27 protein-coding genes are annotated in these 26,408 nt (G+C 66.7%); 13 read left to right on the top strand and 14 right to left on the bottom strand.

Going from position 1 to position 26,408, the window contains the following annotated elements; translation table 11 throughout:
- Positions 1-2: 2 nt before the first annotated feature.
- The 7 genes from C1737_RS23285 to C1737_RS23255 all read left to right on the top strand — a co-directional run bounded on the left by C1737_RS23285 (position 3) and on the right by C1737_RS23255 (position 5,480).
- The gene (locus C1737_RS23285; protein WP_068092192.1) at positions 3-1,280 is read left to right on the top strand and encodes an aromatic ring-hydroxylating dioxygenase subunit alpha; all 1,278 of its coding nucleotides are present in this window, start codon (positions 3-5) and stop codon (positions 1,278-1,280) included.
- Complete coding sequence (locus C1737_RS23280; protein WP_067921280.1) at positions 1,264-1,587, top strand: hypothetical protein; 324 nt, start codon at positions 1,264-1,266, stop codon at positions 1,585-1,587. The genes C1737_RS23285 and C1737_RS23280 overlap by 17 nt, the downstream gene beginning before the upstream one ends.
- A 4-nt stretch (positions 1,588-1,591) precedes the next feature.
- The gene (locus C1737_RS23275; protein ID WP_102419572.1) at positions 1,592-2,824 is read left to right on the top strand and encodes an amidohydrolase family protein; all 1,233 of its coding nucleotides are present in this window, start codon (positions 1,592-1,594) and stop codon (positions 2,822-2,824) included.
- On the top strand, positions 2,796-3,227 hold the full coding sequence (locus C1737_RS23270; protein ID WP_067921276.1) for a nuclear transport factor 2 family protein: 432 nt from the start codon (positions 2,796-2,798) through the stop codon (positions 3,225-3,227). Before C1737_RS23275 ends, C1737_RS23270 begins: the two co-directional genes overlap by 29 nt.
- On the top strand, positions 3,224-4,321 hold the full coding sequence (locus C1737_RS23265; RefSeq protein WP_102419571.1) for an acyl-CoA dehydrogenase family protein: 1,098 nt from the start codon (positions 3,224-3,226) through the stop codon (positions 4,319-4,321). The genes C1737_RS23270 and C1737_RS23265 overlap by 4 nt, the downstream gene beginning before the upstream one ends.
- Before the next feature lie 60 nt (positions 4,322-4,381).
- Positions 4,382-5,140, top strand: coding sequence for an acyl-CoA dehydrogenase family protein (locus C1737_RS23260; RefSeq protein ID WP_102420090.1), 759 nt, complete (start codon positions 4,382-4,384; stop codon positions 5,138-5,140).
- Positions 5,141-5,213: 73 nt separating this feature from the next.
- Entirely contained in the window at positions 5,214-5,480 is a 267-nt protein-coding gene (locus C1737_RS23255) for a DUF4190 domain-containing protein (RefSeq protein WP_068092203.1), read from the top strand.
- Here the strand turns inward: C1737_RS23255 and C1737_RS23250 are convergent.
- A complete protein-coding gene (locus tag C1737_RS23250; RefSeq protein ID WP_068092205.1) occupies positions 5,477-6,652 on the bottom strand; it encodes an acyl-CoA dehydrogenase family protein in 1,176 nt (391 codons plus the stop codon). The genes C1737_RS23255 and C1737_RS23250 overlap by 4 nt on opposite strands.
- Before the next feature lie 242 nt (positions 6,653-6,894).
- On the opposite strand from C1737_RS23250, the gene C1737_RS23245 reads away from it, so the two are divergent.
- The 3 genes from C1737_RS23245 (at position 6,895) to C1737_RS23235 (ending at position 9,465) form a co-directional block, all read left to right on the top strand.
- A complete protein-coding gene (locus C1737_RS23245; RefSeq protein ID WP_068092209.1) occupies positions 6,895-7,545 on the top strand; it encodes a TetR/AcrR family transcriptional regulator in 651 nt (216 codons plus the stop codon).
- A 229-nt stretch (positions 7,546-7,774) separates the two neighbouring features.
- Entirely contained in the window at positions 7,775-8,623 is an 849-nt protein-coding gene (locus tag C1737_RS23240) for a mycofactocin-coupled SDR family oxidoreductase (protein ID WP_102419570.1), read from the top strand.
- 11 nt (positions 8,624-8,634) lie between these two features.
- The gene (locus tag C1737_RS23235) at positions 8,635-9,465 is read left to right on the top strand and encodes an SDR family NAD(P)-dependent oxidoreductase (RefSeq protein ID WP_102419569.1); all 831 of its coding nucleotides are present in this window, start codon (positions 8,635-8,637) and stop codon (positions 9,463-9,465) included.
- Here the strand turns inward: C1737_RS23235 and C1737_RS23230 are convergent.
- From C1737_RS23230 to C1737_RS23190, 9 genes are read right to left on the bottom strand one after another with little or no spacing between them, the layout of a single operon-like run.
- Complete coding sequence (locus tag C1737_RS23230) at positions 9,462-10,271, bottom strand: SDR family NAD(P)-dependent oxidoreductase (protein ID WP_102419568.1); 810 nt, start codon at positions 10,269-10,271, stop codon at positions 9,462-9,464. The two genes, C1737_RS23235 and C1737_RS23230, sit on opposite strands and share 4 nt — an antisense overlap.
- 6 nt (positions 10,272-10,277) lie before the next feature.
- Positions 10,278-12,680, bottom strand: coding sequence for a CaiB/BaiF CoA-transferase family protein (locus C1737_RS23225; RefSeq protein ID WP_102420089.1), 2,403 nt, complete (start codon positions 12,678-12,680; stop codon positions 10,278-10,280).
- 14 nt (positions 12,681-12,694) lie between these two features.
- Positions 12,695-13,687 carry an enoyl-CoA hydratase/isomerase family protein gene (locus C1737_RS23220; RefSeq protein WP_102419567.1) on the bottom strand — a complete coding sequence of 331 codons (993 nt, stop codon included), beginning with the start codon at positions 13,685-13,687 and terminating at the stop codon, positions 12,695-12,697.
- Positions 13,688-13,689: 2 nt separating this feature from the next.
- Positions 13,690-14,808: a Xaa-Pro peptidase family protein gene (locus tag C1737_RS23215; protein ID WP_068091654.1), complete on the bottom strand. Its 1,119-nt coding sequence runs from the start codon at positions 14,806-14,808 to the stop codon at positions 13,690-13,692.
- Positions 14,798-16,045, bottom strand: coding sequence for a Xaa-Pro peptidase family protein (locus C1737_RS23210; protein ID WP_102419566.1), 1,248 nt, complete (start codon positions 16,043-16,045; stop codon positions 14,798-14,800). Before C1737_RS23210 ends, C1737_RS23215 begins: the two co-directional genes overlap by 11 nt.
- The gene (locus C1737_RS23205) at positions 16,042-17,217 is read right to left on the bottom strand and encodes an amidohydrolase family protein (RefSeq protein ID WP_068091851.1); all 1,176 of its coding nucleotides are present in this window, start codon (positions 17,215-17,217) and stop codon (positions 16,042-16,044) included. The genes C1737_RS23210 and C1737_RS23205 overlap by 4 nt, the downstream gene beginning before the upstream one ends.
- A gap of 51 nt (positions 17,218-17,268) precedes the next feature.
- A complete protein-coding gene (locus C1737_RS23200) occupies positions 17,269-18,516 on the bottom strand; it encodes a cytochrome P450 (protein ID WP_068091660.1) in 1,248 nt (415 codons plus the stop codon).
- 1 nt (position 18,517) lies between these two features.
- Positions 18,518-18,712, bottom strand: coding sequence for a ferredoxin (locus C1737_RS23195; protein WP_068091857.1), 195 nt, complete (start codon positions 18,710-18,712; stop codon positions 18,518-18,520).
- Between the two features lie 11 nt (positions 18,713-18,723).
- A complete protein-coding gene (locus tag C1737_RS23190; RefSeq protein WP_102419565.1) occupies positions 18,724-19,389 on the bottom strand; it encodes a TetR family transcriptional regulator in 666 nt (221 codons plus the stop codon).
- A gap of 213 nt (positions 19,390-19,602) precedes the next feature.
- On the opposite strand from C1737_RS23190, the gene C1737_RS23185 reads away from it, so the two are divergent.
- Complete coding sequence (locus tag C1737_RS23185; RefSeq protein WP_102419564.1) at positions 19,603-20,247, top strand: PAS domain-containing protein; 645 nt, start codon at positions 19,603-19,605, stop codon at positions 20,245-20,247.
- A gap of 9 nt (positions 20,248-20,256) precedes the next feature.
- On the opposite strand, the gene C1737_RS23180 is transcribed toward C1737_RS23185, so the two are convergent.
- The gene (locus C1737_RS23180) at positions 20,257-21,063 is read right to left on the bottom strand and encodes an SDR family NAD(P)-dependent oxidoreductase (protein WP_102419563.1); all 807 of its coding nucleotides are present in this window, start codon (positions 21,061-21,063) and stop codon (positions 20,257-20,259) included.
- Positions 21,064-21,211: 148 nt separating this feature from the next.
- Between C1737_RS23180 and C1737_RS23175 the strand changes: the two genes are divergently transcribed.
- Both C1737_RS23175 and C1737_RS23170 read left to right on the top strand, forming a co-directional pair.
- A complete protein-coding gene (locus C1737_RS23175; RefSeq protein WP_102420088.1) occupies positions 21,212-21,976 on the top strand; it encodes an SDR family oxidoreductase in 765 nt (254 codons plus the stop codon).
- Positions 21,977-22,135: 159 nt separating this feature from the next.
- A complete protein-coding gene (locus tag C1737_RS23170; protein WP_102419562.1) occupies positions 22,136-23,776 on the top strand; it encodes a multicopper oxidase family protein in 1,641 nt (546 codons plus the stop codon).
- Here C1737_RS23170 and C1737_RS23165 read toward each other — a convergent pair.
- Genes C1737_RS23165 through C1737_RS23155 form a run of 3 tightly spaced genes read right to left on the bottom strand, consistent with a single transcriptional unit; the run spans position 23,773 to position 26,407 of the window.
- The gene (locus C1737_RS23165; protein ID WP_102419561.1) at positions 23,773-24,597 is read right to left on the bottom strand and encodes an alpha/beta fold hydrolase; all 825 of its coding nucleotides are present in this window, start codon (positions 24,595-24,597) and stop codon (positions 23,773-23,775) included. The two genes, C1737_RS23170 and C1737_RS23165, sit on opposite strands and share 4 nt — an antisense overlap.
- The gene (locus C1737_RS23160; protein ID WP_102419560.1) at positions 24,597-25,589 is read right to left on the bottom strand and encodes a cyclase family protein; all 993 of its coding nucleotides are present in this window, start codon (positions 25,587-25,589) and stop codon (positions 24,597-24,599) included. The genes C1737_RS23165 and C1737_RS23160 overlap by 1 nt, the downstream gene beginning before the upstream one ends.
- Positions 25,586-26,407, bottom strand: coding sequence for a coniferyl-alcohol dehydrogenase (locus tag C1737_RS23155; protein WP_102420087.1), 822 nt, complete (start codon positions 26,405-26,407; stop codon positions 25,586-25,588). The genes C1737_RS23160 and C1737_RS23155 overlap by 4 nt, the downstream gene beginning before the upstream one ends.
- Position 26,408: the final 1 nt, after the last annotated feature.

Here is a 26,408-nt window from a genome sequence, read left to right as displayed (position 1 = left end):
AGTTGCCCCACTTCCCCAAGCCGGCCGCAGGCAGCTGGACAGAGAACTATCCCGAACTCGGCACCGCACCGGTCGATTACGGCGACTCGATCGATCCGGCATTCTTCGATGCGGAGCGGGAGGCGGTCTTTCGGCGCACGTGGCTCAACGTCGGCCGCGTCAACCGACTCCCCCGCGCGGGCAGCTACTTCACCAGGGAATTGCCGTCGGCGGGGCCCGGCACGTCGGTGATCATCGTCAAGACCAAGGACGGCTCGGTCAAGGCTTTCCACAACGTCTGCCGCCACCGCGGAAACAAGTTGGTATGGAACGACTTTCCCAACGAGGAGACGTCGGGCACCTGCCGGCAGTTCACCTGCAAGTACCACGCCTGGCGGTACAGCCTCGACGGTGACCTGACCTTCGTCCAGCAGGAGGAAGAGTTCTTCGACCTCGACAAGAGCAACTTCGGCCTGGCGCCGGTCCGCTGCGAGGTGTGGGAAGGCTTCATTTTCATCAACTTCGACCACAATGCGGCGCCGCTCACCGACTATCTGGGGCCGCTGGCCAAGAGCATCGAGGGTTATCCCTTCGGCGAGATGACGGAGACCTACTCCTACCGGGCCGAGGTAGGCAGCAACTGGAAGTTGTTCATCGACGCGTTCGTCGAGTTCTATCACGCGCCGATCCTGCACCAGGGGCAATACACCAAGGAAGAAGCCGCCAAGATCCAGAAGTACGGCTACGAGGCGCTGCACTATGAGCTGGCCGGCCCGCACAGCCTGCAGTCGACCTGGGGCGGCCAGGCGCCTCCCTCGGACATGTCAATGGTGAAGCCGATGGACCAGGTGTTGCGCAGCGGCTTGTTCGGTCCGTGGGACAAGCCGGAGATCATCGAAAACCTGGAGCTGCCGCCGGGAGTCAACGTCAAGCGGGTGCCACAGTGGGGCATCGACTCGTTGCTCTTCTACCCGAACTTCATGCTGCTGATCTGGGAGCCCGGCTGGTTCCTGACCTACCACTATTGGCCGACCGCCGTGGACAAGCACATCTTCGAGTGCACTCTGTATTTCGTCCCGCCGCGCAATGCGCGGGAACGCCTTGCCCAGGAGTTGGCCGCCGTGACATTCAAGGAGTACGCGCTGCAGGACGCCAACACGCTGGAGGCGACCCAAACGATGATCGGCACGCGGGCCGTCACAGAGTTCCTCCTGTGCGACCAAGAAGTCTTGATCCGTCATCTGCACAAGACGACCGGTGACTACGTGAAGGAGTACCAGGACAATGGCGTTACCGTCTGAATTCGCCGAGCTCGAGCCCTACCTGGACTGGGACCTGGCCACCGAGCCCGAGCGGTACGCCAAGCGGCTGGCCTCGACGATGCCGGAAATGCAGGCGTTCTACGACGCCGCGTTCCCGCGCCTCAACGACGTCATCGCCTACTGCGACAAGTACCCGTTGGACGATCTGCCCGACGACGCAAAGACTCTCATGCACATGATGCAGTCGCTGGTCATGGTGTCGTTTCCGGTCGAGGCATGGAAACAGCCGCGCGTGCCGGACAGCGGGGCGGCCTGGGTGGAGTGCATCCGGGAACCGGTGATCTGATCACGTGTTGACGCTCAAAGCCGCCGGGCTGCTCGACATCGACGCCGGCAAGATCGTCTCCCCCGGCTTGGTGCAGGTCGAGGGCGACCGGATCGCGGGTGTCGGCGGGGAGCCCGAAGGTGAACTGATCGACCTCGGCGAGGCGATCCTGCTGCCCGGGCTGATGGACATGGAGGTCAACCTGTTGATGGGTGGCCGCGGTGAAAAACCCGGACTGTCCCAGGTTCAGGATGACCCACCGACTCGGGTGCTGCGCGCGGTCGGCAATGCGCGCCGTACGCTGCGCGCCGGGTTCACCACCGTGCGCAACCTCGGCCTTTTCGTCAAGACCGGTGGCTACCTCTTGGACGTCGCACTGGCCAAGGCCATCGACGCCGGCTGGATCGACGGCCCGCGCGTGGTACCGGCCGGTCATGCCATCACCCCCACCGGCGGGCACCTGGACCCGACGATGTTCGCGGCGTTCGCGCCACACACTTTGGAGCTGACCGTCGAGGAGGGCATCGCCAACGGCATCGACGAGATCCGCAAGGCGGTGCGCTACCAGATCAAACACGGCGCCGAACTGATCAAGGTCTGCTGCTCGGGCGGAGTGATGTCACTGACCGGTCCGCCGGGCGCGCAACACTATTCGGACGAGGAACTGCGCGCGATCGTCGACGAGGCGCATCGGCGAGGCCTGCGCGTCGCCGCTCACACGCATGGCGCCGAGGCGGTCGTGCATGCCGTCGACGCCGGCATCGACTGCATCGAGCATGGGTTCTTGATCGACGACGACGCGATCGCGTCGATGGTCGAGCACGGCACCTTCCTGGTGAGCACCCGGCGCCTGGCCGACGGCGATGCCATGGACGTCTCGCACGCCGCCCCGGAGTTGCAGGCCAAGGCCGCCGAGATGTTCCCCAAGGCGCGGACCTCGATCCTGGCCGCCCACGAGGCCGGCGTGAAGATCGCGGTCGGCACCGACGCGCCGGCGATCCCGCACGGACGCAACGCCGACGAGTTGGTCACCCTGGTGAACTGGGGCCTGCCACCGCTGGCCGTGTTGCGGGCGGCGACGGTGACCGCGGCCGAACTGATCAACTCGACCGACCGGGGCCGGCTCGTGACGGGTCAGCTCGCCGACATCATCGCGGTGCCGGGAAACCCCCTGGAAGACATCACCGTTACCCAGAACGTGAGCTTTGTCATGAAAGGCGGCAAGGTCTATGTCAACAAGACAGCCAACTCGAACTGACGACCTGGTCGAGATTCAGCAGCTGCTCGCCCGGTACGCGGTCACCATCACCCAGGAGGACATCGACGGGCTGATCGGGGTGTTCACCCCGGACGGAACCTACAGCGCGTTCGGAGACACCTACCGGCTGGACAGATTTCCGGAGCTGGTGGCGGCCGCGCCAAAGGGCCTGTTCCTCACCGGAACAGCGCTCGTCGACATCGACGGCGACTCCGCCAGCGGCACCCAGCCGTTGTGCTTCATCGACCACGCCACCCATGACATGCGGATCGGCTACTACCGCGACACCTACGCCCGCACCCCCGACGGATGGCGACTGAAAACCCGTGCCATGACGTTCATCCGCCGCAGCGGCGTGCACGACTCCGGGCGCCCGCACGCCGTCGGCCGTCCCACGCCGTGAATGTCGCGGAGTTCCGGGCGGGCTTGCGTGCGTGGCTCGACGACAATGATCTAACCCCCGGTCCCGACCACTCCCTTCAGGGCCACATGCGGCAATTCGCCAGGGTCAGCCGCGCCCTGTACGACGCCGACTGGATGCGCTACGGCTGGCCCACCGAAGTCGGCGGATTGGGCGGCCCCGCGGTGCTGCGCGCGATCGTCGGCGAAGAGGTGGTCGGCCGCCGCCTCGCCGAGCCGGGCCCCTATTCGATGCTCGAGGTGCTCGCGCCCACGATGATCGATTACGCCCCGCCGGGGCTGGCCGCAGAGATGGTGCCACGGCTGCTTCGCGGTGAAGAGCATTGGTGTCAGGGGTTTTCCGAACCGGGCTCCGGCAGCGACCTGGCTTCGCTGACCACGCGCGCCACGCAACGGGGCGACGACTGGATCGTCAACGGGCAAAAGGTCTGGACCAGCTTCGCGCAGTTCTCCACCCGCTGTGTCCTGCTGACCCGCACCGCGCCCGGACACGACGGCATCACCGCCTTCTTCGTCGACCTCGACACGCCCGGCATCACCATCCGGCCGCTCCGGACGATGCACGGCGTCGACGAATTCTGCGAGGTCAACTACGACGACGTGGTGATCCCGGCAAGCCGCATGCTCGGCCGGCCGGGCGACGGCTGGCGGCTCGCCATGGATCTGCTCCCCTACGAGCGGTCCACGTGCTTCTGGCAGCGGATCGCCTACCTCTACTCCCGCTTCGACGACCTCATCGCCCAGACGTGCGACGCCGGCGATCCGGACGAATCCGCGCTTGGGACAGCGTATTTGGCGCTGCACACGCTGCGCTGCCGATCCCGTGACACCCAGCACCGACTGCGCGACGGGGCGCGGCTGGGACCGGACACGTCGATCGACAAGGTGCTGCTCGCCGCCGCCGAGCAACGGCTCTACGACACCGTCCGCGACCTGCTGCCCGGAACGCTCGAGCTCGACGACACGCCGTGGCGCCCGGAATACCTGTACTCGCGCGCGGCGACCATCTACGGCGGCACCGCCGAGATCCAACGCAACATCATTGCGCGCCGGCTGCTCGACCTCGGGAAGGAATGAGCCGTGGAGTCGACGGATCCCGAGTCGCTGCGCCTGCTCGAAAGCTCGCTGCGAACAACGATGACGGCCGCATCCGGAGGCGAGCTCGATGCGGCGCTGACCGAGCTGGGCTGGCGCGACATGCTGGACGAGATGCCCGCCGCCGCGGTTGCTTTGGTGTTCCGGTTACTCGGCGAGGCGGGCGCGCACGCCCCGGTGCTCAACGACGTGGTCTCACGCGAGATCGGCGCGGCACCCGGCGGCACCCCACCGCTACCGTTCACCGGCGGCTCGTGGGTGATATGGGAGCGTGGCGAGAGCTTCGGTTCGGCCATCGACGACGCGCTGCCGATACAGCGAGTGCCGCAAGGGGATTCGCTGCCGCCGGCCGCGCTGGCTGCCGGCAGGCGGGCACTGGGCTGGTGGCTGGTCGGCACCGGCCGGGCCATGCTGTCGCTGGCGCGCCGACATGCGTTGGACCGCGTGCAGTTCGGCCGGCACGTCAGCTCGTTCCAGGCGATCCGGCACCGGTTGGCAGAGACGCTCGTCGCGATCGAGGGCGCCGAAGCAACGCTGCACGTGGCCGTACAGGCCGAGGACCACGACGGGCTGGCGTCGCTACTGGCCAAGGCCGCCGCCGGCCAGGCCGCGCTGACCGCCGCCCGCCACTGCCAGCAGGTGCTGGCCGGTATCGGCTTCACCGCCGAGCACCCGCTACACCGCCATGTCAAACGGTCACTCGTTCTGGACGGCCTGCTGGGCAACACCCGTGAGCTGACCCGCGAGGCGGGAAAACTCCTGGTGGACAACCGGTTTGCGCCGCGGCTCGCCCAACTCTAGGCTCGCACGCCGGTCAGGCGCGGCCCGGAACCGGCGCGTAGACTGCGTCTGGCCGCCAACAGGATGGGACGCGATGAGTCAACCGGAGCCAACCCCCAGAAACGAGATGGGCGTCGCCTCGCTGCTCGTGGGTCTGGTCGCGGTCGGCACGTGTTGGATGCTGGTCGGGGTGCCGTTCGGCATCGCGGCGGTGATCACGGGCGACGTCGCGCGCAGGCGGGTGTCGCGGGGCGAAGCGAGCAACCCTCGAACCGCGCTGGCGGGCATGGTGTTGGGGGCGGTGTCGATCGCCGCCGGGCTGGTCGCGATTGGGTACTACGCCTGGCTGGACGCCCGCTAGCTCCTCGGCATCCCCAGCACCCGCTCGGCGATGATGTTCCGCTGAATTTCCGAGGTGCCACCGGCAATCGTCGCGGCGAAGGTGCGCGCGTACCGGTCGAACCAGCTGCGGTAGTGGCTGTCGAGGTTCAGCGGAGCGAACGGGGCGGTCACCGCGCGGTGCACAAGCCCCTCCGCATCGGCGGCGTTCAGGGCGTCCTCGGACGCCCGTTGTAGGGCCTCGGAGCCCAGCAGCTTCAGCACCGACTGGGCCGCAACATCCTCGTCCCCCCGGGCGGCCCGCGACAACGCGGTGGAGCCCAGCAACCGCAGCGCGTAGGCGTCCATCACCAGGCTGGCGTAGCGATCGCGCTCGAGCGGGCCCGACGGACGGAAATCGATGCTCAGTTCGTGCAACAGGTCGACGTATCCCATCCACAGCATGACGCGTTCGTGCCCCAGAGAACCGGTGGCCACCCGCCATCCCTGGTTCAGCTCACCCACCAGGTTCTCGGCCGGCACGCGCACGTCGGTGAAGAACACCTCGTTGAAGTCGATTTCGTCGCTGTCGCACACCGACGCGAACGGGCGGCGCACCACACCGGGGGTATCAGTGGGGATCAGCAACACGCTAATGCCCTTGTGTTTCGGCACCTTTGGATCGGTGCGCACGAATGTCAGCAGCACGTCGGCATCGTGGGCGCCGGATGTCCAAACCTTCTGGCCGTTGACGACGAAGTGGTCACCGTCGAGCACCGCCCGGGTTTTCAGCGACGCCAGGTCCGAGCCCGCGCCGGGCTCGCTCATCCCCAGCGACGCGGTGATCTCGGCCCGCAGGATCGGCACCGCCCACTTCTGCTTCTGTTCGGGCGAGCCGAAGGTCAACAACGAGGCGGCGATGATGCCCACGCCCTGCGGATTGAAACTTTGGTAGATGCGCCGCCGCCCCAGCTCCTCCAGGTACACGTATTGCTGCAACAGCGTCGCGTTGCGCCCGCCGAACTCGGGGGGATTGCCGGGGAGCAGCCATCCGCTGTCGAACAACAGCCGTTGCCAGCGCCGGGCCCAGGCCGGCACGTGCGAGCTGGAGCGGGGCCGTTCGGACGCCTCGGACTCCGACGGCGAATGCGCGTCCAGGAAGGCTATGAATTCGGCGCGGAACGCCTCCACGTCGGCGTCAAAGGTGAGTTGCACGCGACTCCCCGCAACGGTCGTGAGCGCTTCCCCGCGTCGGTAGATCACGATTTCCGCCGACGGCCCGGTTCGCTCTTATGATTACGCTTCCATACACACGTCTAAGAGAATAGTATTCTCGTGACGAGAAAGTTACAATCTCCGACACATGATCCGTGAGGGGGTCGAGCGCAGCGATGTCACGGCGTTCTCCGGTAGAGTCCAACCATGTTCTCCCCTCGCGGCAATCAGCCGAGCCGGCTGTGAGCAGCCCCAGCGAAGAGCCCGCCTGGAAGCAGCGCGCCGTCGAGAGGTCGATCAAGACGGCGAAATTGCGCGCCGCGCAACGCGTTCAGCGCTTCCTCGACGCGGCCCAGGCCATCATCATCGAGAAGGGCTCCACGGACTTTACCGTGCAGGAGGTCGTCGACCGGTCCCGCCAGTCGCTACGCAGCTTCTACCTGCAGTTCGACGGCAAGCATGAGCTGTTGCTGGCGCTGTTCGAAGACGCGCTGAGCCGCTCCGCCGACCAGATCCGCGCCGCCACGGAAAGCCAGACCGATCCGCTGGAGCGGCTGAAGGTCGCCGTCCAGCTGCTCTACGAGGCCTCGCGCCCGGACCCGACGGCCAAGCGGCCGCTGTTCACCGACTTCGCGCCGCGTTTGCTGGTCAGCCACCCGGCTGAGGTCAAGGTCGCGCATGCCCCCCTGTTGGCGTTGCTGACCGAACTGATGGAAGCGGCGTCCGACGCCGGTGAATTGCGCGCGGGCGTCAATCCGAAGCGAATGGCTGCGATGACCATGCAGACCGTCATGTTCATCGCCCAGTCCAGCGGCGGCTCCGACGACGCGACGGTCCACCCCATCACCGGCGACGAGGTCTGGGACTTCTGCTCGCGCGGCTTCGTCGGCTAGCCGCGACGCACAGACCGCCCATTGCCTGGAACTGACCCAATAACGCACCGTGCCGAGAACCGGATTCTCTAAAGCCCAGAATGGCAAGTAGCGAAAACGGATTTGATGTTGACACCCTTGACCGGTGGTGACACAGTGCAAAGGCGGCGGGATCAGTGAATGCCGGGAGGTGCGGTTCCGGCGGTTCCGCACTGCGGCGTGCGATCACTAGTCAGGAATTGAGGAAGCCATGACGGGACGTGTTGAGGGCAAAGTCGCCTTCGTCACCGGAGCGGCACGCGGTCAGGGCCGCAGCCACGCGGTGCGGCTGGCGCAAGAGGGTGCCGACATCATCGCCATCGACATCTGCAGGCCGATTCGCGAGGGCATTACGAACACCGCGATCCCGGCGTCGACGCCCGAAGATCTCGCTGAGACGGCCGACCTGGTCAAGGGACACAATCGCCGGATCGTCACCGCCGAAGTCGACGTGCGCGACTACCAGGCCCTGAAGGCGGCGGTGGACAGCGGCGTCGAACAACTCGGCCGGCTCGACATCATCGTGGCCAACGCCGGAATCGGCAACGGTGGTGACACGTTGGACAAGACCAGCGAAGAAGACTGGACCGAGATGATCGACATCAACCTGGCCGGCGTGTGGAAAACGGTGAAAGCCGGTGTGCCGCACCTTCTGTCGGGCGGCCGGGGCGGTTCGATCATCCTGACCAGCTCGGTCGGCGGACTGAAGGCCTATCCCCACACCGGTCACTACGTCGCCGCCAAACATGGCGTCGTCGGGTTGATGCGCGCATTCGGAGTCGAGCTGGGCCAGCACATGATCCGGGTGAACTCGGTGCACCCGACGCACGTCAAGACCCCGATGCTGCACAACGAGGGCACGTTCAAGATGTTCCGTCCGGACCTGGAGAATCCGGGTCCCGACGACATGGCGCCGATCTGTCAGCTGTTCCACACCCTGCCGGTCCCGTGGGTGGAACCGATCGACATCAGCAACGCGGTGCTGTTCTTCGCCTCGGACGAATCTCGCTACGTCACCGGAGTGACCCTGCCCATCGATGCGGGTAGCTGCCTGAAATAGAGTGCCGTCCCATGGACGGATTCGAAGGTCGCGGAACGGTCGTCACCGGCGGTGCGAGCGGCATCGGTTTGGCCACGGCCACCGAATTCGTCCGCCGCGGCGCCCGAGTGGTGCTCTCCGACGTCGATCAGCCCGGGCTGGAGCAGGCGGTAAACCACCTGCGCGCCCAGGGATTCGACGCACACGGCGTGGTATGCGACGTCCGGCATCTCCACGAAATGGTTCACCTCGCGAAAGAATCGTTCCGCCTACTCGGCCGCGTCGACGTCGTGTTCAGCAATGCCGGCATCGTGGTCGCGGGTCCGATCGCCCAGATGACCCACGACGACTGGCGCTGGGTCATCGATATCGACCTGTGGGGCAACATCCACGCCGTCGAGGCGTTCCTGCCGAGGCTGCTCGAACAGGGCACGGGCGGCCACGTCGCCTTCACCGCGTCCTTCGCCGGCCTCGTTCCCAACGCCGGCCTGGGGGCGTACGGCGTCGCCAAATACGGTGTGGTCGGCCTGGCCGAGACGCTCGCCCGCGAGGTAAAGGACGCCGGCATCGGCGTTTCGGTGCTGTGCCCGATGGTCGTGGAGACCAAGCTCGTCTCCAACTCGGAACGGATCCGGGGCGCGGATTATGGGCTGTCGTCTCCGCCGAGGGCAGCGGACGGGACGCTCCCGACTCAGGACGAGGGCGTCGGCGTGGAAGATGTCGCCCGGTTGACGGCGGATGCGATCCTGGCCAACCGCCTGTACGTGCTGCCGCACGAGGCCGCCCGCGCCTCGATCCGCCGCAGGTTCGAGCGCATTGACCGCACCTTCTCCGAGCAGGCCGCCGAGGGGTGGAGCCACTAGACGGACGGGCCGAGCCGGTACTCACCCGTCCGGGGGTCGTGATACCAACCGCTCGCCGCGTGGGTGCCGCCGTCGACGTGCAGGGTCTGCCCGGTCAGGTACGCCGACATGTTCGACGCGAGGAACACTGCGACGCTGGCGATTTCGTCGACGTGGCCAGGCCGCCCCAGCGGCACGACGTGGCCGGTCCGGGTCAGCGCCGCCTCGCCGCCGAGCTGCGCCAGCCCCTCGGTGAGCGTGATGTCGGGCGCGATCGCGTTGACCCGGATGCCGTGCGGCGCCAGTTCCAGCGCGGCGGTCCGGGTGTAGTTGATGACACCCGCCTTGGCCGCCGCGTACGCCGCGTAGCCCGGCGCCGCGCGCACGCCTTCGATCGACGTCACCGAGATGATGCTGCCGACGACGCCCTCAGACACCATCCCCCTCGCGACGCGCTGGGTGCACAGCAGCACGTGACGCAGGTTCGCCCGGTAGAGCGCATCCCAACCGTTCTCACTGGTTTCCAGCAGCGGCGACGAGAACACTCCGCCGGCGTTGTTGACCAGGATCGTCGGGGTGCCGAGTTCGGCGTTCGTGCGCTGCAGCGCGTCGTCGACCTGGCCGCTGTCCCGCACGTCGGCCACGATGCCCAGGGCCCCAATGGATTCCGCGGCCTGCGCGCAGGTCTGCGCGTCTCGCTCCCAGATCGCCACTGACGCGCCGAAGGCGGCCATCCCCGAGGCGATGCCGCGACCGATGCCCGCTCCCCCGCCGGTCACCACCGCCACGCGGCCGGTGAGCAAGACGTCCGACGGATCGATCGCCATCTGCGATCACATCACCGGTGCGCGGCCGATGACGCCGTCGGCCTCCAGCTCGGCGATCTCGGAGTCGCTCAACCCCAGCCCAGTCAGCAATTCGTTGTTGTGCTCGCCCAGCAGCGGCGCGTGCCGGGTGTGGAACCTTGACGGGCCGGCTGACATTCTCATCGGCACGGTGCTGAGCCTAGCGGGGCCGCCCACCGGGTGGTCGACTTCCTCGAAGAAGCCGCGGAACGCGAGCTGCTCCAGCTCGGTCTGGCGGTGTGGCTGCATCACCTTGGCCACCGGGACGCCGGCATCCCACAGGGTTGCGACGATCTCGTCGCCGCCTCGCCGCTCACACCATTCGGCCAACCTTTCGTCGATGGCGTCGTGGTGTTCGTTCCTGCCACTTGCGGTGGCGAGTAGGGGATCCCTTGCCCACGAAGGGGATCCGATCGCCAAGCGCAGCGCTTGCCACTGCTCGTCGGTGCTCACGGCTATCGCGACCCAGCTGTCGGGCCTGCCGAACTCGTCGGTGTCGGCGCTGCGGTAGAGGTTTTGCGGCGCCGCGGTGGGCCCCCGGTTGCCCGCGCGTTCGAGCAGTGCCCCGTACGCGGAATATTCGATGACCTGCTCCGCGGCGATGCTGAGCGCGGCGTCGACCATCGCCGCTTCGACAAACACGCCCTGGCCGGTACGGCGTCGGTGCTCCAGCGCCAGCAGCAGCGCATTCACAGCGTGAATGCCGGCGTTGGGGTCACCGATCGAGTAGGGGTCGTAGGGCGTTCGGTCGGCGTACCCGGTAAGCCAGGTCAGTCCGGACGCGGCCTCGATGACGTAGGCGAACGCCGGGTTGTCGCGCCACGGCCCGTCCAGCCCGAAGCCGGGCATCCGTACCATCACCACGTCGGGCTTGATCGCTTGCACCGCAGGGAAATCCAATCCCAACTGGTCGAGCACCCGCGGCGTGAAGTTTTCCACGACCACGTCGCACGTCGCGATGAGCCGACGCAGGAGCTCCCGGCCGCGCGGGCTCTGCAGGTCGAGCGTAAGCCCCTTCTTGTTGGTGTTCAGCGACGCGAAGATCGGGGACTTCTCCCACCACTGGTCCTCGGTGACGGGTACGCCGGCGATGAGGCGCGTCCCGTCGGGACGGCGGGTGGACTCGACGTGGATGACCTCCGCACCCAGCATCGCCAGGAAATGGGTGCAGCAGGGGCCGGCCCAGAAAGTTGTCATGTCCAGCACGCGAACCCCGTTCAAGGGCCTTCGATTCGGTGACCCAGTAGGCAACGGGCGGGGCATCAGGTCAGCCGCGCGGTAATGCACGGTGTGCTCTCCGAGTCGCGGTGCCGGTTGTGGTCGGCGAAGCCGCGCGGACGTCGTCCGGTAGGGATGACCCGGCTGCTGGAACCCGTCGCGCGGGTTGCGCACGAACGAACCGCGCTCGCGGAAGTGGTCGAGCGATGTGATGTTGGCGCCGTTGGCCACCGGGGCGTTGGGGATGCGGAACGCTGCTGCGAGTTCGCGGATGTCATCAACCGTGTTGCTTTCGAACCAAGCGTAGATCTCGTCGGCCTTGAGGTTGGCCCGCTCGGTGATCGTCAGCGACGAATCCTCATCCATCCATTCCGGGTGGCCGACCATCGCGCACAGGTCGAACCACTGCTGCGTGGTCCCGCAGCCGACGTCGACCAGCCCGTCCTTGGCGCGCGCCACCCCCGGCACCGTGACGCGCCGCGCGTCCCGCCAGGGCCGTCCCAGCATCTCGAAATAGGTGACGGGATAGTAGGTCAGCGACAGGATCTGTGTTTCCAGCATCGACAGGTCCAGGAGTTCACCGGGACCATCGCCGTTGCGGCCGTAGCGCGATGCCACCATGGCTGCACTTGCGTAAACCCCGGTCAGATACTCCCCGACCTGTCCGCCCACGAACACCGGTGCGCGGTCCGCCTCGCCACGTCCGAGGCCGACGATCCCGCCGGACCACGCCTGCAGCGTGAATTCCGTGGCCGCGCGATCGCGCCAGGGGCCGTCCAGCCCGAAGGGGCTGATCGACATGACGGTCAGATGCGGATGCCGGCGGTGCATCGCCGCCGGTGCGAAGTAGGGACACTCCGCGACTTTCGAACCCCGGGACCACACCACCGCATCGGCGGCCGCCAGCAACCTGTCGACCAGGTCGGCGTCATCGTAGACGCCGGGATCCGCGACGACGCTGCGCTTCGACCCGGCCAGAAAACTGAACAACGCCCCGTCGCTGCCCGGCGGCATGACGGCGCCGGAGGCGGACCAGGACCGCAGCGGGTCGCCCTCGGGCGGCTCCACTTTGACGACGTCCGCCCCAGCGTCGGCCAGCAACTTGGTGCAGTAGGCGCCCGTGATTCCGGTGGACAGGTCGACCAAGGTGTAGCCAGCCAGGGGTGGTTCCATGGTCGGCTCCGCCACTAGCGCTTTCGCTTTCGGTCGGGCTCCTTGCCGCCTGCGCTCTTGCGCCCCTTCTTGCTCAGGCGCCATTCCGGCGGAAACTTGTCGTCGTTGTCTTTCACCGCTTTACCCAGACCCCGTTCGATGGCTTCGCCGAGGGTGAAATCGCGGGGCCCGTCGGGCCGGACAAGGCCGCCCATCGACTCGAAGAACCCGCTCAACATGCTGCCCAGGTACTCGCCCTGGAACTGCTTCATGATCTCGAAGAAGACTTTCTGCATGAACACCGTGTCGGTGGGGCGGTTTCGTGCGCAGGCGAGCGCGTACCTTTCCACCTCCGCCTCGAGTTCTTCCCGGGGGACCACACTGTTGAGAAAGTTGCAGTCGTACATCTCCGCCGCGGTGAAAGCCCTTCCGGTGAACACCATTTCCTGAAACTTGCGGATCCCCATCGTCTGCGCCCACCACCACATCCGTGGACCCCAGCCGTAGTAGCGGAACGACGGATGCCCGAAGAGCGCGTCGTCGCTGGAGATCACCAGATCCGCATCGGCCGCCTGATAGAAATGCCAGCCGTAGCAGTAGCCCTTCGCCTCCAAGATGCTGATCTTCTTGAAGTCCTGCAATCCACGTATCCCCGAATTGGGGTTGGCGTACCACTGGCCGAGGGTGGCGCCATGCCGAAACGAACCTTCCGGGGGAAACCTGACGTCCTCGTCGTCGATCCGGTACTCGGCGAGCCGGTGATGCGGATCGGCCGAGTCCTGCACCGCCATTTCCTCGACGAGATCCGCACCCGAGCCAAGGTCGTCACCGGCCCCGCGGACCACCAACACCTTGACCTCGTCGTCGATGGAGGCGCGGTGCAAGAGGTCGGCATAGCGCAGGCGCGCGGCAATCGTGGGAGCGTTGAGCTGACCGGGCCGGTCGAACGTGATCGTGGCGATGCGCGTGTCCGGGTCTTTGTGGTACCCGATGATCTCCTCGGCGGCCGCACCGGACTTGCCGGACATGATTATTCGTGCCAAGAAGGGCTGGAAGTCAGCACCTCGGGCCCGTCGGCGGAAATCAGCACCGCCTCCCGCCCGAAGACGGCGCCGACTCCCTGTTCCCAGACGTAGCCGGTCACGGCCAGCACCATGCCCTGCTCCAACCGTTCCTCGGTCGCGGTCGCAGGCAGGTGCTTGGAGATGACCGGCGGGTCGAAGCCCATGCCGAGCCCGCGGGCCACCGGCATCGGCGGGAGCGGCTCCCCCGCGGCGTCGTACGCGGCCAGTAGTTCGGCGGCCGCAGCACCCGGGCGGCAGGCGGCGATCAGCCTGGCCCACAGGGCATCCCACCGCCCGTAGAGGGGTCCGGCCCCGGCCGGGGCGCCGACCGGCCAGGTGCGGCCCACCTCGCCCATGTAGCCACCGGCGAGCACGCCGGAGGTGAACGCAACCAGGTCGCCGTCGTGGACGCGGCCGTCGCCGTCGTCTCGCCGCCACGGGTGCTCCGGCGAAGTGACCCAGGCGAATTCCTGATTCGACGGAGTGCTCACCCCGCCGGCCGCCATGGCCTCCATCATCGCCCCGGCCAGCGTTTGCTCGCGCACCCCGGGGCGCAGCTCGGCAACCCCTGCCGCCAGCCCCGCCTCGGCGACCGCGATCGCTTCTCGCAGCGCGACCACTTCCTCTGCCGTCTTGACACGCCGCGCGGCACGCATAGCGAGTTCGCCGTCGACCAGTTGGGCGTTGGGGAACGCGGTGGGCAGTAGCCGCGCGAAAGCCGGTGACAGCGCGTCTGTTCCGACGCGACGCGCGTCGGCCGCGCCGTCGATGCGCTGCAACACCGCCATGGTGTTGACCGGATTCCACGAAATGCCGTACAGGTTCTCGCGTGGAATGTCGTCGGGCACGCCCTCGTCCCAGGTGCTCAGCAGGTGCAGGGCACCCGTCGCGCGCACCAGCACGCAGGAGGGGCCGAACGGACGGGTGCCGGCGATCCACAGCTGCGGCGTCCCGCTGACGTAGCGGATGTTGGCCTGACGCCCCAGGACCAGCACGTCGAGGTCGTGTGCCGCCATTTGGTCCAGTACACGCTGGCGGCGCCCCGATCGCAGTGCCCGGTCGTCGGGCAGAACTTCAGTTGCCATAGGGAGTGTAGGGGTAGTCGGTCAATCGGATCGAGCCTTCCTCGGTGATCACCACGACCTCCTCGCTGCGGTAGCCGCCGGTGCCGTCCTCCCAGACCACTGGCTCGAGCACCAGCACCATGCCGGGCTCTAGGACGAAGTTGTCATCGAATTCCTGCCCGAGATCGGTTCCGATCATGGGCATCTCGGCCGCGTTCACGCCGATTCCGTGGCCGAGGTAGAAGTGCGGCAACCAGGGCTTGTCACCGCCGTTGGCCGCGACGGCGGCCCGGCCAAGGTCACCTGCGGTAGCTCCACCGCGGGCCACCCGCTCGACGGCGGCCATGATCTCCGACCACCTCTGGAACTGTGCCTGCTGACGGGCGTTCGGCTGCCGTCCCACCAGCCAGGTGCGCCCGAAATCGGAGCAATAGCCGCGGTAGGTGATGCTGACATCGGTCCACAACACATCGCCTTCGAGCAGCTCCCGCTCGGTGGTCAGGAGCGGCAGGGCCAAGTCGCCGTGCGTCGTCCACACGCCTTCGGCCTTGCTCGGCGGCATGACCTGCCAGATCGGCTCCAGCATGCTCGCCGACGCGCCCAGTTCGAAGGCGCGCCGCAGAAAGCTTGCCGACAGGTCGATCTGGCGGATGCCGGGGGCCAGCGCTTTATCGACGTCGACCATGGCCTCGTCGGTGATCCGAACGGCGGTGCGGATGCAGGCCAATTCGTCCGGGGTCTTGACGACCTTGGCGGCGCTGACAATGGCTGCCGCGTCGGCGGGATCGCCGCCCCGGAACAGCGCCTTCCCGGCGCGCCTCATCGCGCCGGTGGACTCATCGACCGCGATCACCGCGCCGGGCGGTATCAGATCGGCGAGCAGTCGAGCGAATTCCTGTACGCCCTCGTCGAACTCGAGGTATACGGGGCCGTGTAGGTGGTCGGCGGGCAGCTCCGTTTCGTAGGAGGCGCCCTCGCGGAACGGCAGGAAGAGGTGGGGCCACTCGTCACCGGCCACCACGACCGCGACGGGTCGCTCGACGTAGGACAGACCCGCGTCGCCGAGCGGCCAACTGGCTCCGGTGGCGTACACCACCGCGCTGTTGCCGAGCAGGATCAGCGCGTCGACGTCGCGTTCGGCCATCGCCGCGCGAAGCCGTGCCCCGGTCTCGCGGCGCATCCGCACGAGGTCGGGAGTGTCGGGAATCACCAGTCCTCGAGCGGTAGCCGTAGCGACGGCTGGGGCCACGGTCGTCATTGCAGCCCCAGGAATTCTGTGACGTTGCCGGAGACGATCTTGGCCGCGTTCTGCGCACCGACCGCATCAACGACGGCCGCCAGCGACTTCTCGGAATACCCGAAAGTGCTTTCGTTGTGCGGATAGTCGCTCGACCACATGACCTTGTCGACACCGATCTTGTCGATCAGCTCCAGGCCCAGCGGGTCGACCATGAACGATGCGCACATGTGGTTGTCCCAGTAGTAGCGCACGTCGTGCTGCAGTGGCCGGTTGAACATGTGCTGATAGGACGCCACCAAGTGCTCGGCGTCTTGCAACGCCCAGGGGACCCAGGCGATGCCGCCCTCGAACCAGCCGATCCGAAGCCCCGGGTGCTCGTCGAGGATGCCGCCGAAGATGTACTTGGAGAACGTCTCCCGGAAGCCGTCTACGTTGATCATCATTCCGACGACGACACTGTTGAACTCGCACGGGCTCTTTGGCGGCGTTTCGCCGATGTGGTGGGTGACGGGAAGACCGGACGCCTCGATCTCGTCCCAGACGGCGCGCATGGCCGTGCTCGAGTAGTCGATGACGTTCCCGTCGTCGTCCTTACCCGGGTTCAGCGGCATCAGGAACGTCTTGAGGCCCAACGACTTCAGTTCCTCTAGTGTGCGCCTGGTGCCCGCCGGGTCCCACCAGTTGATCAGCCCGGCGCCGTAGAAATGTCCACCAGAGCGCTCTTGGATGTCGGCGATGTATTCGTTGTAGATCCGGAAGGTGAGTTCGCGAAGCTGTTTGTCCGGGTAGTGGAAAAGCGCGAGCACGGCATTGGGGAACGCGAGTTCTTTGTCGACGCCGTCCTCGCGCAGCTCCTGGATCCGGGCTTCGATGTTGGTGCTCGCGGCGCCCGCCAGGTCGTCGTACTGCATCAGGACCGCGCTGAAGTCACCTGGGAGGAACGATTGCCCCTTGCGACCCACTTGATAGGCGCCGTCCTCATACCAGATGCGCGGCGCCTTGTCCTTGAGGTCATCCGGGAACCGTTGGTAGAAGATGTCTTCCGCCAACGAGATGTGGTTGTCCGCGGAGAAGACGGTGGTTCCCTCCGGCAGGCCGACGTTGCTGCCGGCGGCGTGGCCCCGGCGATCCTTTGGTGCGCCGTAACCTCCGGGCGGGTAGAGCGAAACGGTGCTGGTTTGAGTTGTCATCATTGACCCTCCATTCGGATCGAAATACTTGAGACGGGCTGATTCGCGGGGCTACCAGGCCACTGGCAGTTCGTAGACACCGTAGGCGAGGCGGTCATCCTTGAAGGGCACGTCTTCGAAGGGGATCGCCAGCTTCAGCGTCGGGATGCGGCGGAACAATGTCCGATAGACGATCTGCAGCTCGGCACGGGCAAGCTGCTGACCCACGCACTGGTGCCGGCCGTAACCGAAGGCGACGTTGCGGTCGGCGTTCGAGCGGTGCAGGTACAACCGGTCCGGTTCGGAGAAGGTGTCCGGATCCCAGTTGGCCGGGGCCAGGTCGATGATGATGCCTTCGCCGGCACGGATCGTCTCTCCGGCGATAGCGATGTCTTCGAGGGCCACACGCCGCTGGCCGTTCTGGATGATGCTGAGGTAGCGCAACAGTTCCTCGACCGCGCTGGCGACGATCTTAGGGTCTTCCGCGTCGCGGATGACGGCCAACTGGTCCGGGTTCTGCAGCAGCGCAAGCACACCGAGGCCGATCATGTTGGCCGTCGTCTCGTGCCCTGCGATCAGCAGGCCTGTGCCCAACTGGGCGGCCTCCTTGACGCTCAACTCGCCGGCCTTGACCCGTTCGGCGAGGTCGGAGACCGCGTCCTCGGCCGGGTTTTCCATCTTGGCCTCGACCAGCTGCGCGAGGTACTTGTGCAGGCTCATCGCACCCTTGACGGTGTCTTCGCCCGTCGCGTACCGCGCCAGGCCGACCGTGGCGTGATGCTGGAACATCTCGGCGTCCTCGTACGGCACCCCGAGCATCTCGCTGATCACCAGGGACGGGACCGGCAGCCCGACGGCCGCGACGAGGTCCGCGGGCTGCGGGCCGGCCAGCATGGCGTCGATGTGGTCGTCGGTGATCTGCTGAATCGCCGGGCGTAAACCCTCAACTCGGCGGAAGGTGAACGGCTTCGACAACATGCGGCGGAATCGGGTGTGCTCTTCCCCGTCGGCGGTGAAGACCGATCGCGGCCGCTTGTCCACCGTGGACAGCATGCCCGCATTCCAGTGCGGGAACCCGGGCAGCCGGTCGTCGACGCTGACCCGTGAATCCGAGAACAGTTCCCGCACTTGCTCGTAGCCGGTGATGAGCCACGGCGTACTGCCGTCCCAGATCCGGACTCGGGATAGCGGGCGCGCTTGAGCTAGCGCCATGACACCGGGCGGCGGCGCGAAGGGGCAGCTCGCCTGCCTGGGCATCGGATAGTCCGGGATCTCGGCGGCCGCCGAGGTCGCAGAAGCGTTCGTCATCGTTTCTGACATGTCATTCCTCGATGTGAATGGCCAGCGCGGGGCACGCCGCGGCCGCCCGCCGCGCACCCTCGGCCTGCTCGGCCGACGGATTGGGGTTGAGCAGAACGACGACGCCATCGTCGTCGCGCTGGTCGAACAGCTCGGGGGCATTCAGCACGCAGTTTCCCGACGAAGCGCAGACGTCTTGGTCGACAGTGACTTTCATCCGCAGACCTTTCACTCGTACGGCGTCACGGGCGCCAGCCACAGGCCCACGATCGCGTCGATGAGACCCGATGCGGCGGCCCGCCAGGACCGTTGAGGCGGCGAGGTGCCCGCGGCAAGCGCACGCTCCCGGTCGGCGCAGGTGTGCATCAACAGGTTGCGGGCCATGATGTTTCGCTCGAAATGCACCTCGGCCGGCAGGTCCGGCAGGCAGCGGTTGATGCCCTCGACGACCTGAACCAAGGAGGGCGAGCTCAAAGCGCCCTTGACGATGATGTTGTAGTACGCGGGATCGGTCATCGCCTGCGCGGCGAAACGCGCGTACCAGGTGGGATTGCCGAGCTCCTCCAGGTGATCGGTGAGGGGACGCACCAGACAGGCCACCCAATCCCTCATCTCGGTGGAACCACCCGATTCGTGCAGCTCGGCCACCATCTGCTCGCGAAGTTGCTCGACCGGCCTGCGGTGCTTGTGTTCGATCGCTCGCACCAGGTCGGCCTTGGTACCGAAGTGGTAGCCGACCGCGGCGTTATTGCCCTGGCCCGCGGCCTCACTCACCTGCCGGTTCGACACCGCGAACATGCCGTGCTCGGCGTATAGCCGCTCGGCCGCAACCAAGATCGCTTCCTGGGTGGAGCTGGCCCGTTCGGTGCGAACGGTCCGGCCGATGGTAGTCACCCGGCTAGTCAACCGTGGCCGATCGATTAAGTCAAGCGATTGATTTAAACTCGGCTGGTCGTTTGCTCCGGCCATCCTTTCGGTGCCACTTGGCCGGGGCGCGGGTGACAAAGGTCCCTCGCCCGGGGCCGGCCCCGCGGAGCACGATGGCTTCTTGCGCACCGGGGAGCGTGGTGGTGGTGTCAGGGCAATGAAGGACCGGTAGGGGTAGTGATGTTGTCAGCCAACCGGGTCTCGGCGATCGAGGAATCCGCGTGGTTCCAATCGAAGTGGGCGCCGTACCTAGTGACCGATGCCGACTGGCGGATCCGTGCGGTTAACGTGGCCGGCGAACGGGCGTCGGGGCACCCGCGGGAAAGCTTGCTCGGCCGCCCGCTGTTCGACGCCTTCCCGGACAACCCGGCCGATCCGGAAGCGGACGGCGTGGCCAACGTCTCGGCGTCGTTGGAGTTCGTCCTTCGCCGCGGGGTCCGGCATTGGCTGGGCGTACAGCGCTACGACCTTCCCGACCCGCAGAATCCGGGCGAATTCATCTACAAGGTGTGGACACCGATGAATTCGCCGATCAAAGAAGGCAAGAAGACGGTCGGCGTGCTGCAACACGCCCAGGACGTCACCCGCGTGGTGCCGCCCACCCCCGCGGACCGCGCGTATCCCAAACTGTTCGAGTTGAGGAGCGCGGCCGAAGGGCTGGCGCGCCAGTTCCCCGACCTTCCCAGCGAGGCGGTGCTGAGCGTGCTGACGCATTCCCACAGCGTGATCGCGGAAAGCGCCGGCACCGAAGACCTCACGCGCGCGCAGGCCCTGGCCAAGCTACGGCTGGAAACCCACGCCGGACATCCCGCCGAAGGGCCCTGACGCGAAACCTCACCCGCTGTTGCGCGAGCGGATCACCTTGCCGGCGGAGGTCCCCCCGTCGACCGGCAGCACCGCGCCGGTGACATAGCGGGACCGATCGGTGGCGAAGTACAGCGCCGCCTCGGCGACGTCGTCGGGCGTGCCCTCCCGCTTCAGTGGCCGGTCGTCGCGCATCCCCTGGCGAATCCGCGCCTCGAACCGCGCCAGCTCGGCCGGGTCCACGTCGACCGCCGACGAAGCCAGGATCGGCGTCGGTATGCTGCCCGGCGCTATCGCGTTGACCCGAATCTCGTGGCGCGCCAGCTCAATTGCCGCGGACTTGGTGAACTGGATGACCGCCGCCTTCGAGGCCCGGTAGATCATCACCCCGCCGCCGGCCTGGATCCCGCCGATCGATGTCAGGTTGATGATCGATCCACCACCGCTCTCAGCCATGTGCCTGGCGGCATCCCGGGTGCCGGCCATCACTCCCAGGACGTTGACGCCCATCACCCGGTGGAAGTCGGCCAGATCGTCGTCGAGCAGTCGGCGCAGCGGGCTCGAAATTCCGGCGTTGTTCACCATGACGTGCAGGCCACCGAACTGCTCGACGGTGGCGGCGACCAGCGCCGCGACCTGTTCGGGATCGGAGACATCGGTCCGCCGGAACAGCGCGGCGGAGCCGAGCGTGGCGGCCAGTTCCTCCCCCCTGGCCGTCTCGACGTCGGCGATGACGACCCGCGAACCCTCGGCCACAAACCGTTCCGCTATGCCGCGACCGATGCCGGAGGCCCCGCCGGTGACGATGGCAACCTTGCCGTCCAATTCGTTGACCACCCGACGAGTTAATCGGGGTGGCAACCATTAAGTCAAGCAGTTGATTTAAGCGCCCGATGTGCATCGCTGCCGCTCGAGGGTTCCGCTGGTCCGGCACACACGCCATGCTGAGAGGGCCAGTTCATCGGGAAGCTCGGGAGGAATGCTCATGAAGGTTCTGGTCGTCGGGGGCAGCGGACTGATCGGATCGCAGGTTGTCTCCCAGCTCACCGAGCTGGGACACGAGGCCATCCCGGCCTCGCCGAGTACGGGAGTGAACACCATCACCGGAGAAGGCCTCGCCGGTGCTCTCGGTGGCGTCGATACCGTTGTGGACGTCTCCAACTCGCCATCCTGGGCCGACGACGATGTCCTCAACTTCTTCACCACGTCCACCCGCAACCTCCTCGACGCGGAGCGGGCCGCCGGGGCGCGGCACCACGTCGCGCTCTCGATCGTGGGGGCCGACCGGGCGGCCGAAAGCGGCTACATGCGGGCGAAAATCGCTCAGGAAAGAGAGATCGTGGAATCGGGATTCCCGTATTCGATCGTGCGGGCTACTCAGTTCTTCGAATTCGTTGACGGGATTGCCGATTCGATGGTCGACGGCGCAGCGGTCCGTGCCCCGCATGGCGCGTTCCAGCCCATCGCCGCTGCGGACGTCGCCACCGCTGTCACCCGTGCGGCTTGCGGGGACCCGGTAAACGGGGTGATCAACATCGCCGGCCCAGAAAAGGCAGGTATGGACGACTTCATCCGGACGCGGTTCGCCGCGACCGGCGATGACCGCCAGGTGATCACTGACAACGACGCCCGCTATTACGGTGCGGTGCTCGACGATCGCAGCATCGTTCCCATCGATGGCGAAGACGTGCTTGTCTACCCCACCACGTTCAGCGACTGGATGGCTTCCCACGCGCCCAACGGCGGATAGTCCGAAGCCGACAACCCGAGATTGCCGTGAGGGTTGCGGTCTCCATCGACGGCACGACCCTGGCGGCAATCTCGACATGAACCGCGTAGGTGGTTGCGCTGAGCCCCGCGGCCGAGCAGCGTATAGGACGCCAGAGATCGACGACGACGAGGAGCGGTGATGTCTGTGCTTCCCACGGGCGAGGCCACCGTCCCCGGCGCTCGGCTCACCAGGCGCGGATTCATGGCCGCCGGCATCGCCGGCGGATTCGCACTGGCAGCGTGCAGTCAGTCAAAGCCGCCGCCGTCCGGCGACGCTCGGCTGGCCGCCGCCATCGCCGCGGCCGAGGCCGCCCGGCCGCACAGTGGCCGCACCGTCACCGCCGGCCTGACCGCCCAGCAGGTCCAGGTCGACCTGGGCGGACCGGTCGTCCGCACGCTGGCCTACGGCAACACCATTCCGGGCTCGCCGATCCGGGCCAGGATCGGCGACGAGCTGGTGGTGACGGTGTCGAACCGGCTGGACCACCCGACGTCGGTGCATTGGCACGGCATCGCGCTGCGCAACGACATGGACGGTGCCGCGCCCGCCACCCCGAACGTCGCCGCCGGGCAGGACTTCACCTACCGCTTCTCCGTTCCGAATGCCGGCACCTACTGGGCCCACCCGCACACCGGCGGGCTCGACGCCGACACGGGCCTGTACCTGCCGGTGATCGTCGACGACCCGACCGAAGGCAACTACGACGCCGAATGGATTGTGGTCCTTGATGATTGGACCGACGGCGTCGGGAAGTCACCGCAGCAGCTGTACACCGAACTGACCAGCCCGAACAAGTCCGCCCCACCAAGCACTCCCGCGACCACGACGACCGCGACCACCACCACGACCACCACGACCAGTGAGACGCCGACGACGACGTCGTCGAGTGAGACCTCGGCAACCTCGACCAGCCAGCCCACCTCGACAAGCCCGACGGCCGCGATGTCCGGCGCAAGTGTAGGCAGAAGCGATCTGCTCGGCGGCGACGCCGGCGATATCGCTTACCCCTACTATCTGATCAACGGCCGAATTCCCGCCGCGCCCATGACCTTCAACGCCAAGCCTGGACAACGCATCCGGATCCGCTTCATCAACGCCGGTTCCGACACCACATTTCGCGTCGCGCTGGCCGGCCACACGATGACGGTCACCCATACCGACGGCTATCCCGTGGTGCCGGTCCAGGTCGACGCCCTGCTCGTCGGCATGGCCGAGCGCTACGACGTCATCGTGACCGCAGCCGACGGTGTTTTCCCACTGGTCGCGCTCGCCGAAGGGAAGAACGCCCTGGCGCGTACGCTGCTGTCCACCGGGGCGGGCAGCGCACCCGACCCGGGTTTTCACCCGGCCGAACTCGACCGGCGGGTGGGCACGGTCGAGATGTTCACCGCGACAACGCCCGTCAACCTGGGCCGGCCGCAGCCCGGCCTGGACCTCCCAGTCGTCCTGGGCGGCGACATGACGCAGTACAACTGGACGATCAACGGAAAGGCTTACAGCGACGCCGAACCGTTGCACGTCCGACAGGGTGAGCGGCCGACCATCACGTTCGACAACCCCACGATGATGTATCACCCGATGCACCTGCACGGCCACACGTTCCAGCTGATCAAGGCCGACGGCAGCCCCGGTCCCCGCAAGGACACTCTCATGGTGCTGCCCAGGCAGAAGCTGCTCGCCGTGCTGGTGGCCGACAATCCGGGTTCGTGGATGTTGCATTGCCACAACACCTATCATCAAGAGGCCGGGATGCAGACCCGGCTGGATTACGTGTTCTAGGCGTTCCCGGCCAGGAAGTCGAGCAGCAATTTGTTCACCGTTGCCGGCTGTTCGATCTGTGGGCAGTGGCCGGCCTTGTCGACCACGACCGACCGCGCGCCGTCGATCGCCTTGGCTATCTCGGCGGCCCAGCCGGCCGGCAGCAGCTTGTCGTCCCCTCCCTCCACGACCAGCGTCGGCACGGTGATGCGCTGGTAAGCTCGCGCACTCGACGGGGCCGGGGGCCGTGTCGAGCCTGGGCGACGGAAACGGGCCGCGGCCACCGCCTCCCACGCTCCTGGCGCGGTGCTCGACTCGAAGCGTCGGCCCACGTATTCCTCATCGTCGGGATAGGCCGGATCGTGGAACAGCGCTTCAACGATGCCGCGCATGGCCGGGAGCGTCGCGTCGTATTCCTGCAGTGACTCGAAGTGCTTGTTCTGCTGAATCTCTCCGCCCCCGCAGATGATCGCCAGGCTGCGGACAGGCAACCGCGGTGCTTCCGAGGTGGCATCGGTGAGCAGATTGATGGCCCCCATCGAGTTGCCCACGAAGTGGGCCGAGCCGACGCCGAGCAGCTCGCAGAACCGCGCCACGTGGCGGATCCGCATCCCGCGCCCGTCGACGAAGTCGATGACCTTCGCCGACTGTCCGAAGCCCAGCTGGTCGGGCGCCAGCACTCGGTATCGCTCGGCGAGCGCCGTGATGTTGTGTTCCCAGCCCAGTTCGGCGCTGGCGCCGAACTCACCGCCGTGCAGCAGCACCACCGGATCGCCCTCGCCCGCTTCCAGATAGCCGGTGGTCAGGCCGTCCACCAGCATGGTCTTGCGTTGGAAGTCCATCACTTGATCGCGATCGGGTTGACCGGAGAGCCCACGGCGCCGACCACCCGCAGGGGCGGGGCGACGAGCTGGAACTCGTAGACGCCGTCGGCGGCGCAATCCTCGGCTAAGGCGGTGAGATCCCAGTATTCGCCGAAGATCATCCCCATGTCGCGCAGGCAGAGCAGGTGCAGGGGGAAGGTGATGCCATCGATCCCCGACACCAGGTCTTCGACCTGGAGGTTGTCGGCGGCGACGGCCGCGATCTCGTGATCGTGCAGCCACTGGGCGCATCGCCAGTCCAGCCCGGAGTAGCCTTCCGTCTTGTTGCCGGTCATGAGAAACCTTGTCCACCAACCGGTCCGGATGAGCACGATGTCGCCGCGCCCAATCGTCACGCCCTGGGCGCGAACCACGTCGTCGAGTTCTTCCGGCGAGATCGGGTTGCCGGCTTCGAGGAAGACCTCCACCCCTCGATGGCGAACCAAGTCCAGCAGCACACCGCGGGACGTGATGCCCTTGACGTCGACCTTGTCGATGCCGCAGTGGTAGGCGCCCATGCTGGTCACCGAATCCGCCGCGAAGCCGTTGTAGAGATGATCGTCGTAGTAGACGTGGGACAGCGCATCCCACTGGCTTGCCGCCTGCAACGGCATGATGATGATGTCGTCGTTGAACCGAAACGGGTTGTCGGCCGTCATGTAGCCACTCAGCTGCTGGGCCAACGGGTTGCGCGGCCAGCTGGGCCCGTACTTGGCCAGCGTGTTCACGTCGCCGCCGTCGACCGTCATGATGTGGACCGGGTTGTGCCGGAACTCGAACGCACCCTGCGGACCCGAGGCGCCGAAGTCGACGCCGAGCGGGAACACCTTGCCGTGTCTGACCAGACTCGCGGCCTGGGCGACCTTGTCCGCGGTGATGAAATTCAGCGTGCCGAGCTCGTCGTCGTCCCCCCACCGTCCCCAATTCGAGACGTCACGCGCGACCCGCCGGAAATCAGTCAAGTCGGTCACGGCGCTCCTTCCTCGAGCTCCAGTGCAATTGCGGCACCGACATTCCCACCGTCGACCCAGACGACCTGTCCCGAAATATAGCTGGCCGCACGGCTGTTCAGGAATAGCAGCACCGAAGCCTGCTCAGCGGGGTCGGAGACCCGCCCCAACGGTTTGGGTATGTCGTCGAGGTAGCTTTGCCCATATTTTGTCCGCAACTGGTCCAGGATCGGCGTCTCCGTGACTCCCGGCCCGGTGCAGTTGATCCGGATGCCGCGCGCGCCGAGGCGGGTAGCGCTCTGCATCGTGTACAGAATGATCGCTTCCTTTGACAGTTGATACCCGCCGCCGGCCAGCTGATCGGGGTGGTCACGGCACCAATCGATTCCTTCGGACATCGAGGTGGTGCGCAGCAACGGGGCGACCGAGCGCAGATGGTCGCGGTAGCCGGCTGCCGCCAGTGACGACACACTCACGATCGCAGAGCCCGGGGCCATCTTGGGGATCAGCGCCTCGGTGAAGTGCCGGGTGCCCAGGAAGTTGATGGTGACGACCAGCGGCGGGTCCCCGATGCCCGACGAGACGCCGGCGACGTTGAATAGTGCGTCGACCGGCCCACCTATGGACGCCACGGCACCGTCGATCGACTGGCAGTCGGCGAGATCGACCTCGTGAAACTCGTTGAGCTCCAGAGGGGGTCGGCGTTTGTCGAGGCCGACCACCTCGGCACCCAGTTCAGTGAGCTGCCGCACCGCTTGTTCGCCGATGCCGGAGGCGCAGCCGGTCACCACCGCGCGGCGACCAGCGTAACCCCACAGTTGATCCAGTCCTCCCGACACG

This window comes from Mycobacterium sp. 4858 (assembly GCF_900240975.1).
Taxonomy (GTDB): Bacteria; Actinomycetota; Actinomycetes; order Mycobacteriales; family Mycobacteriaceae; genus Mycobacterium.
Note: the sequence above shows the minus strand (reverse complement) of the source record. Positions and strands in the feature narration are given on the sequence as shown.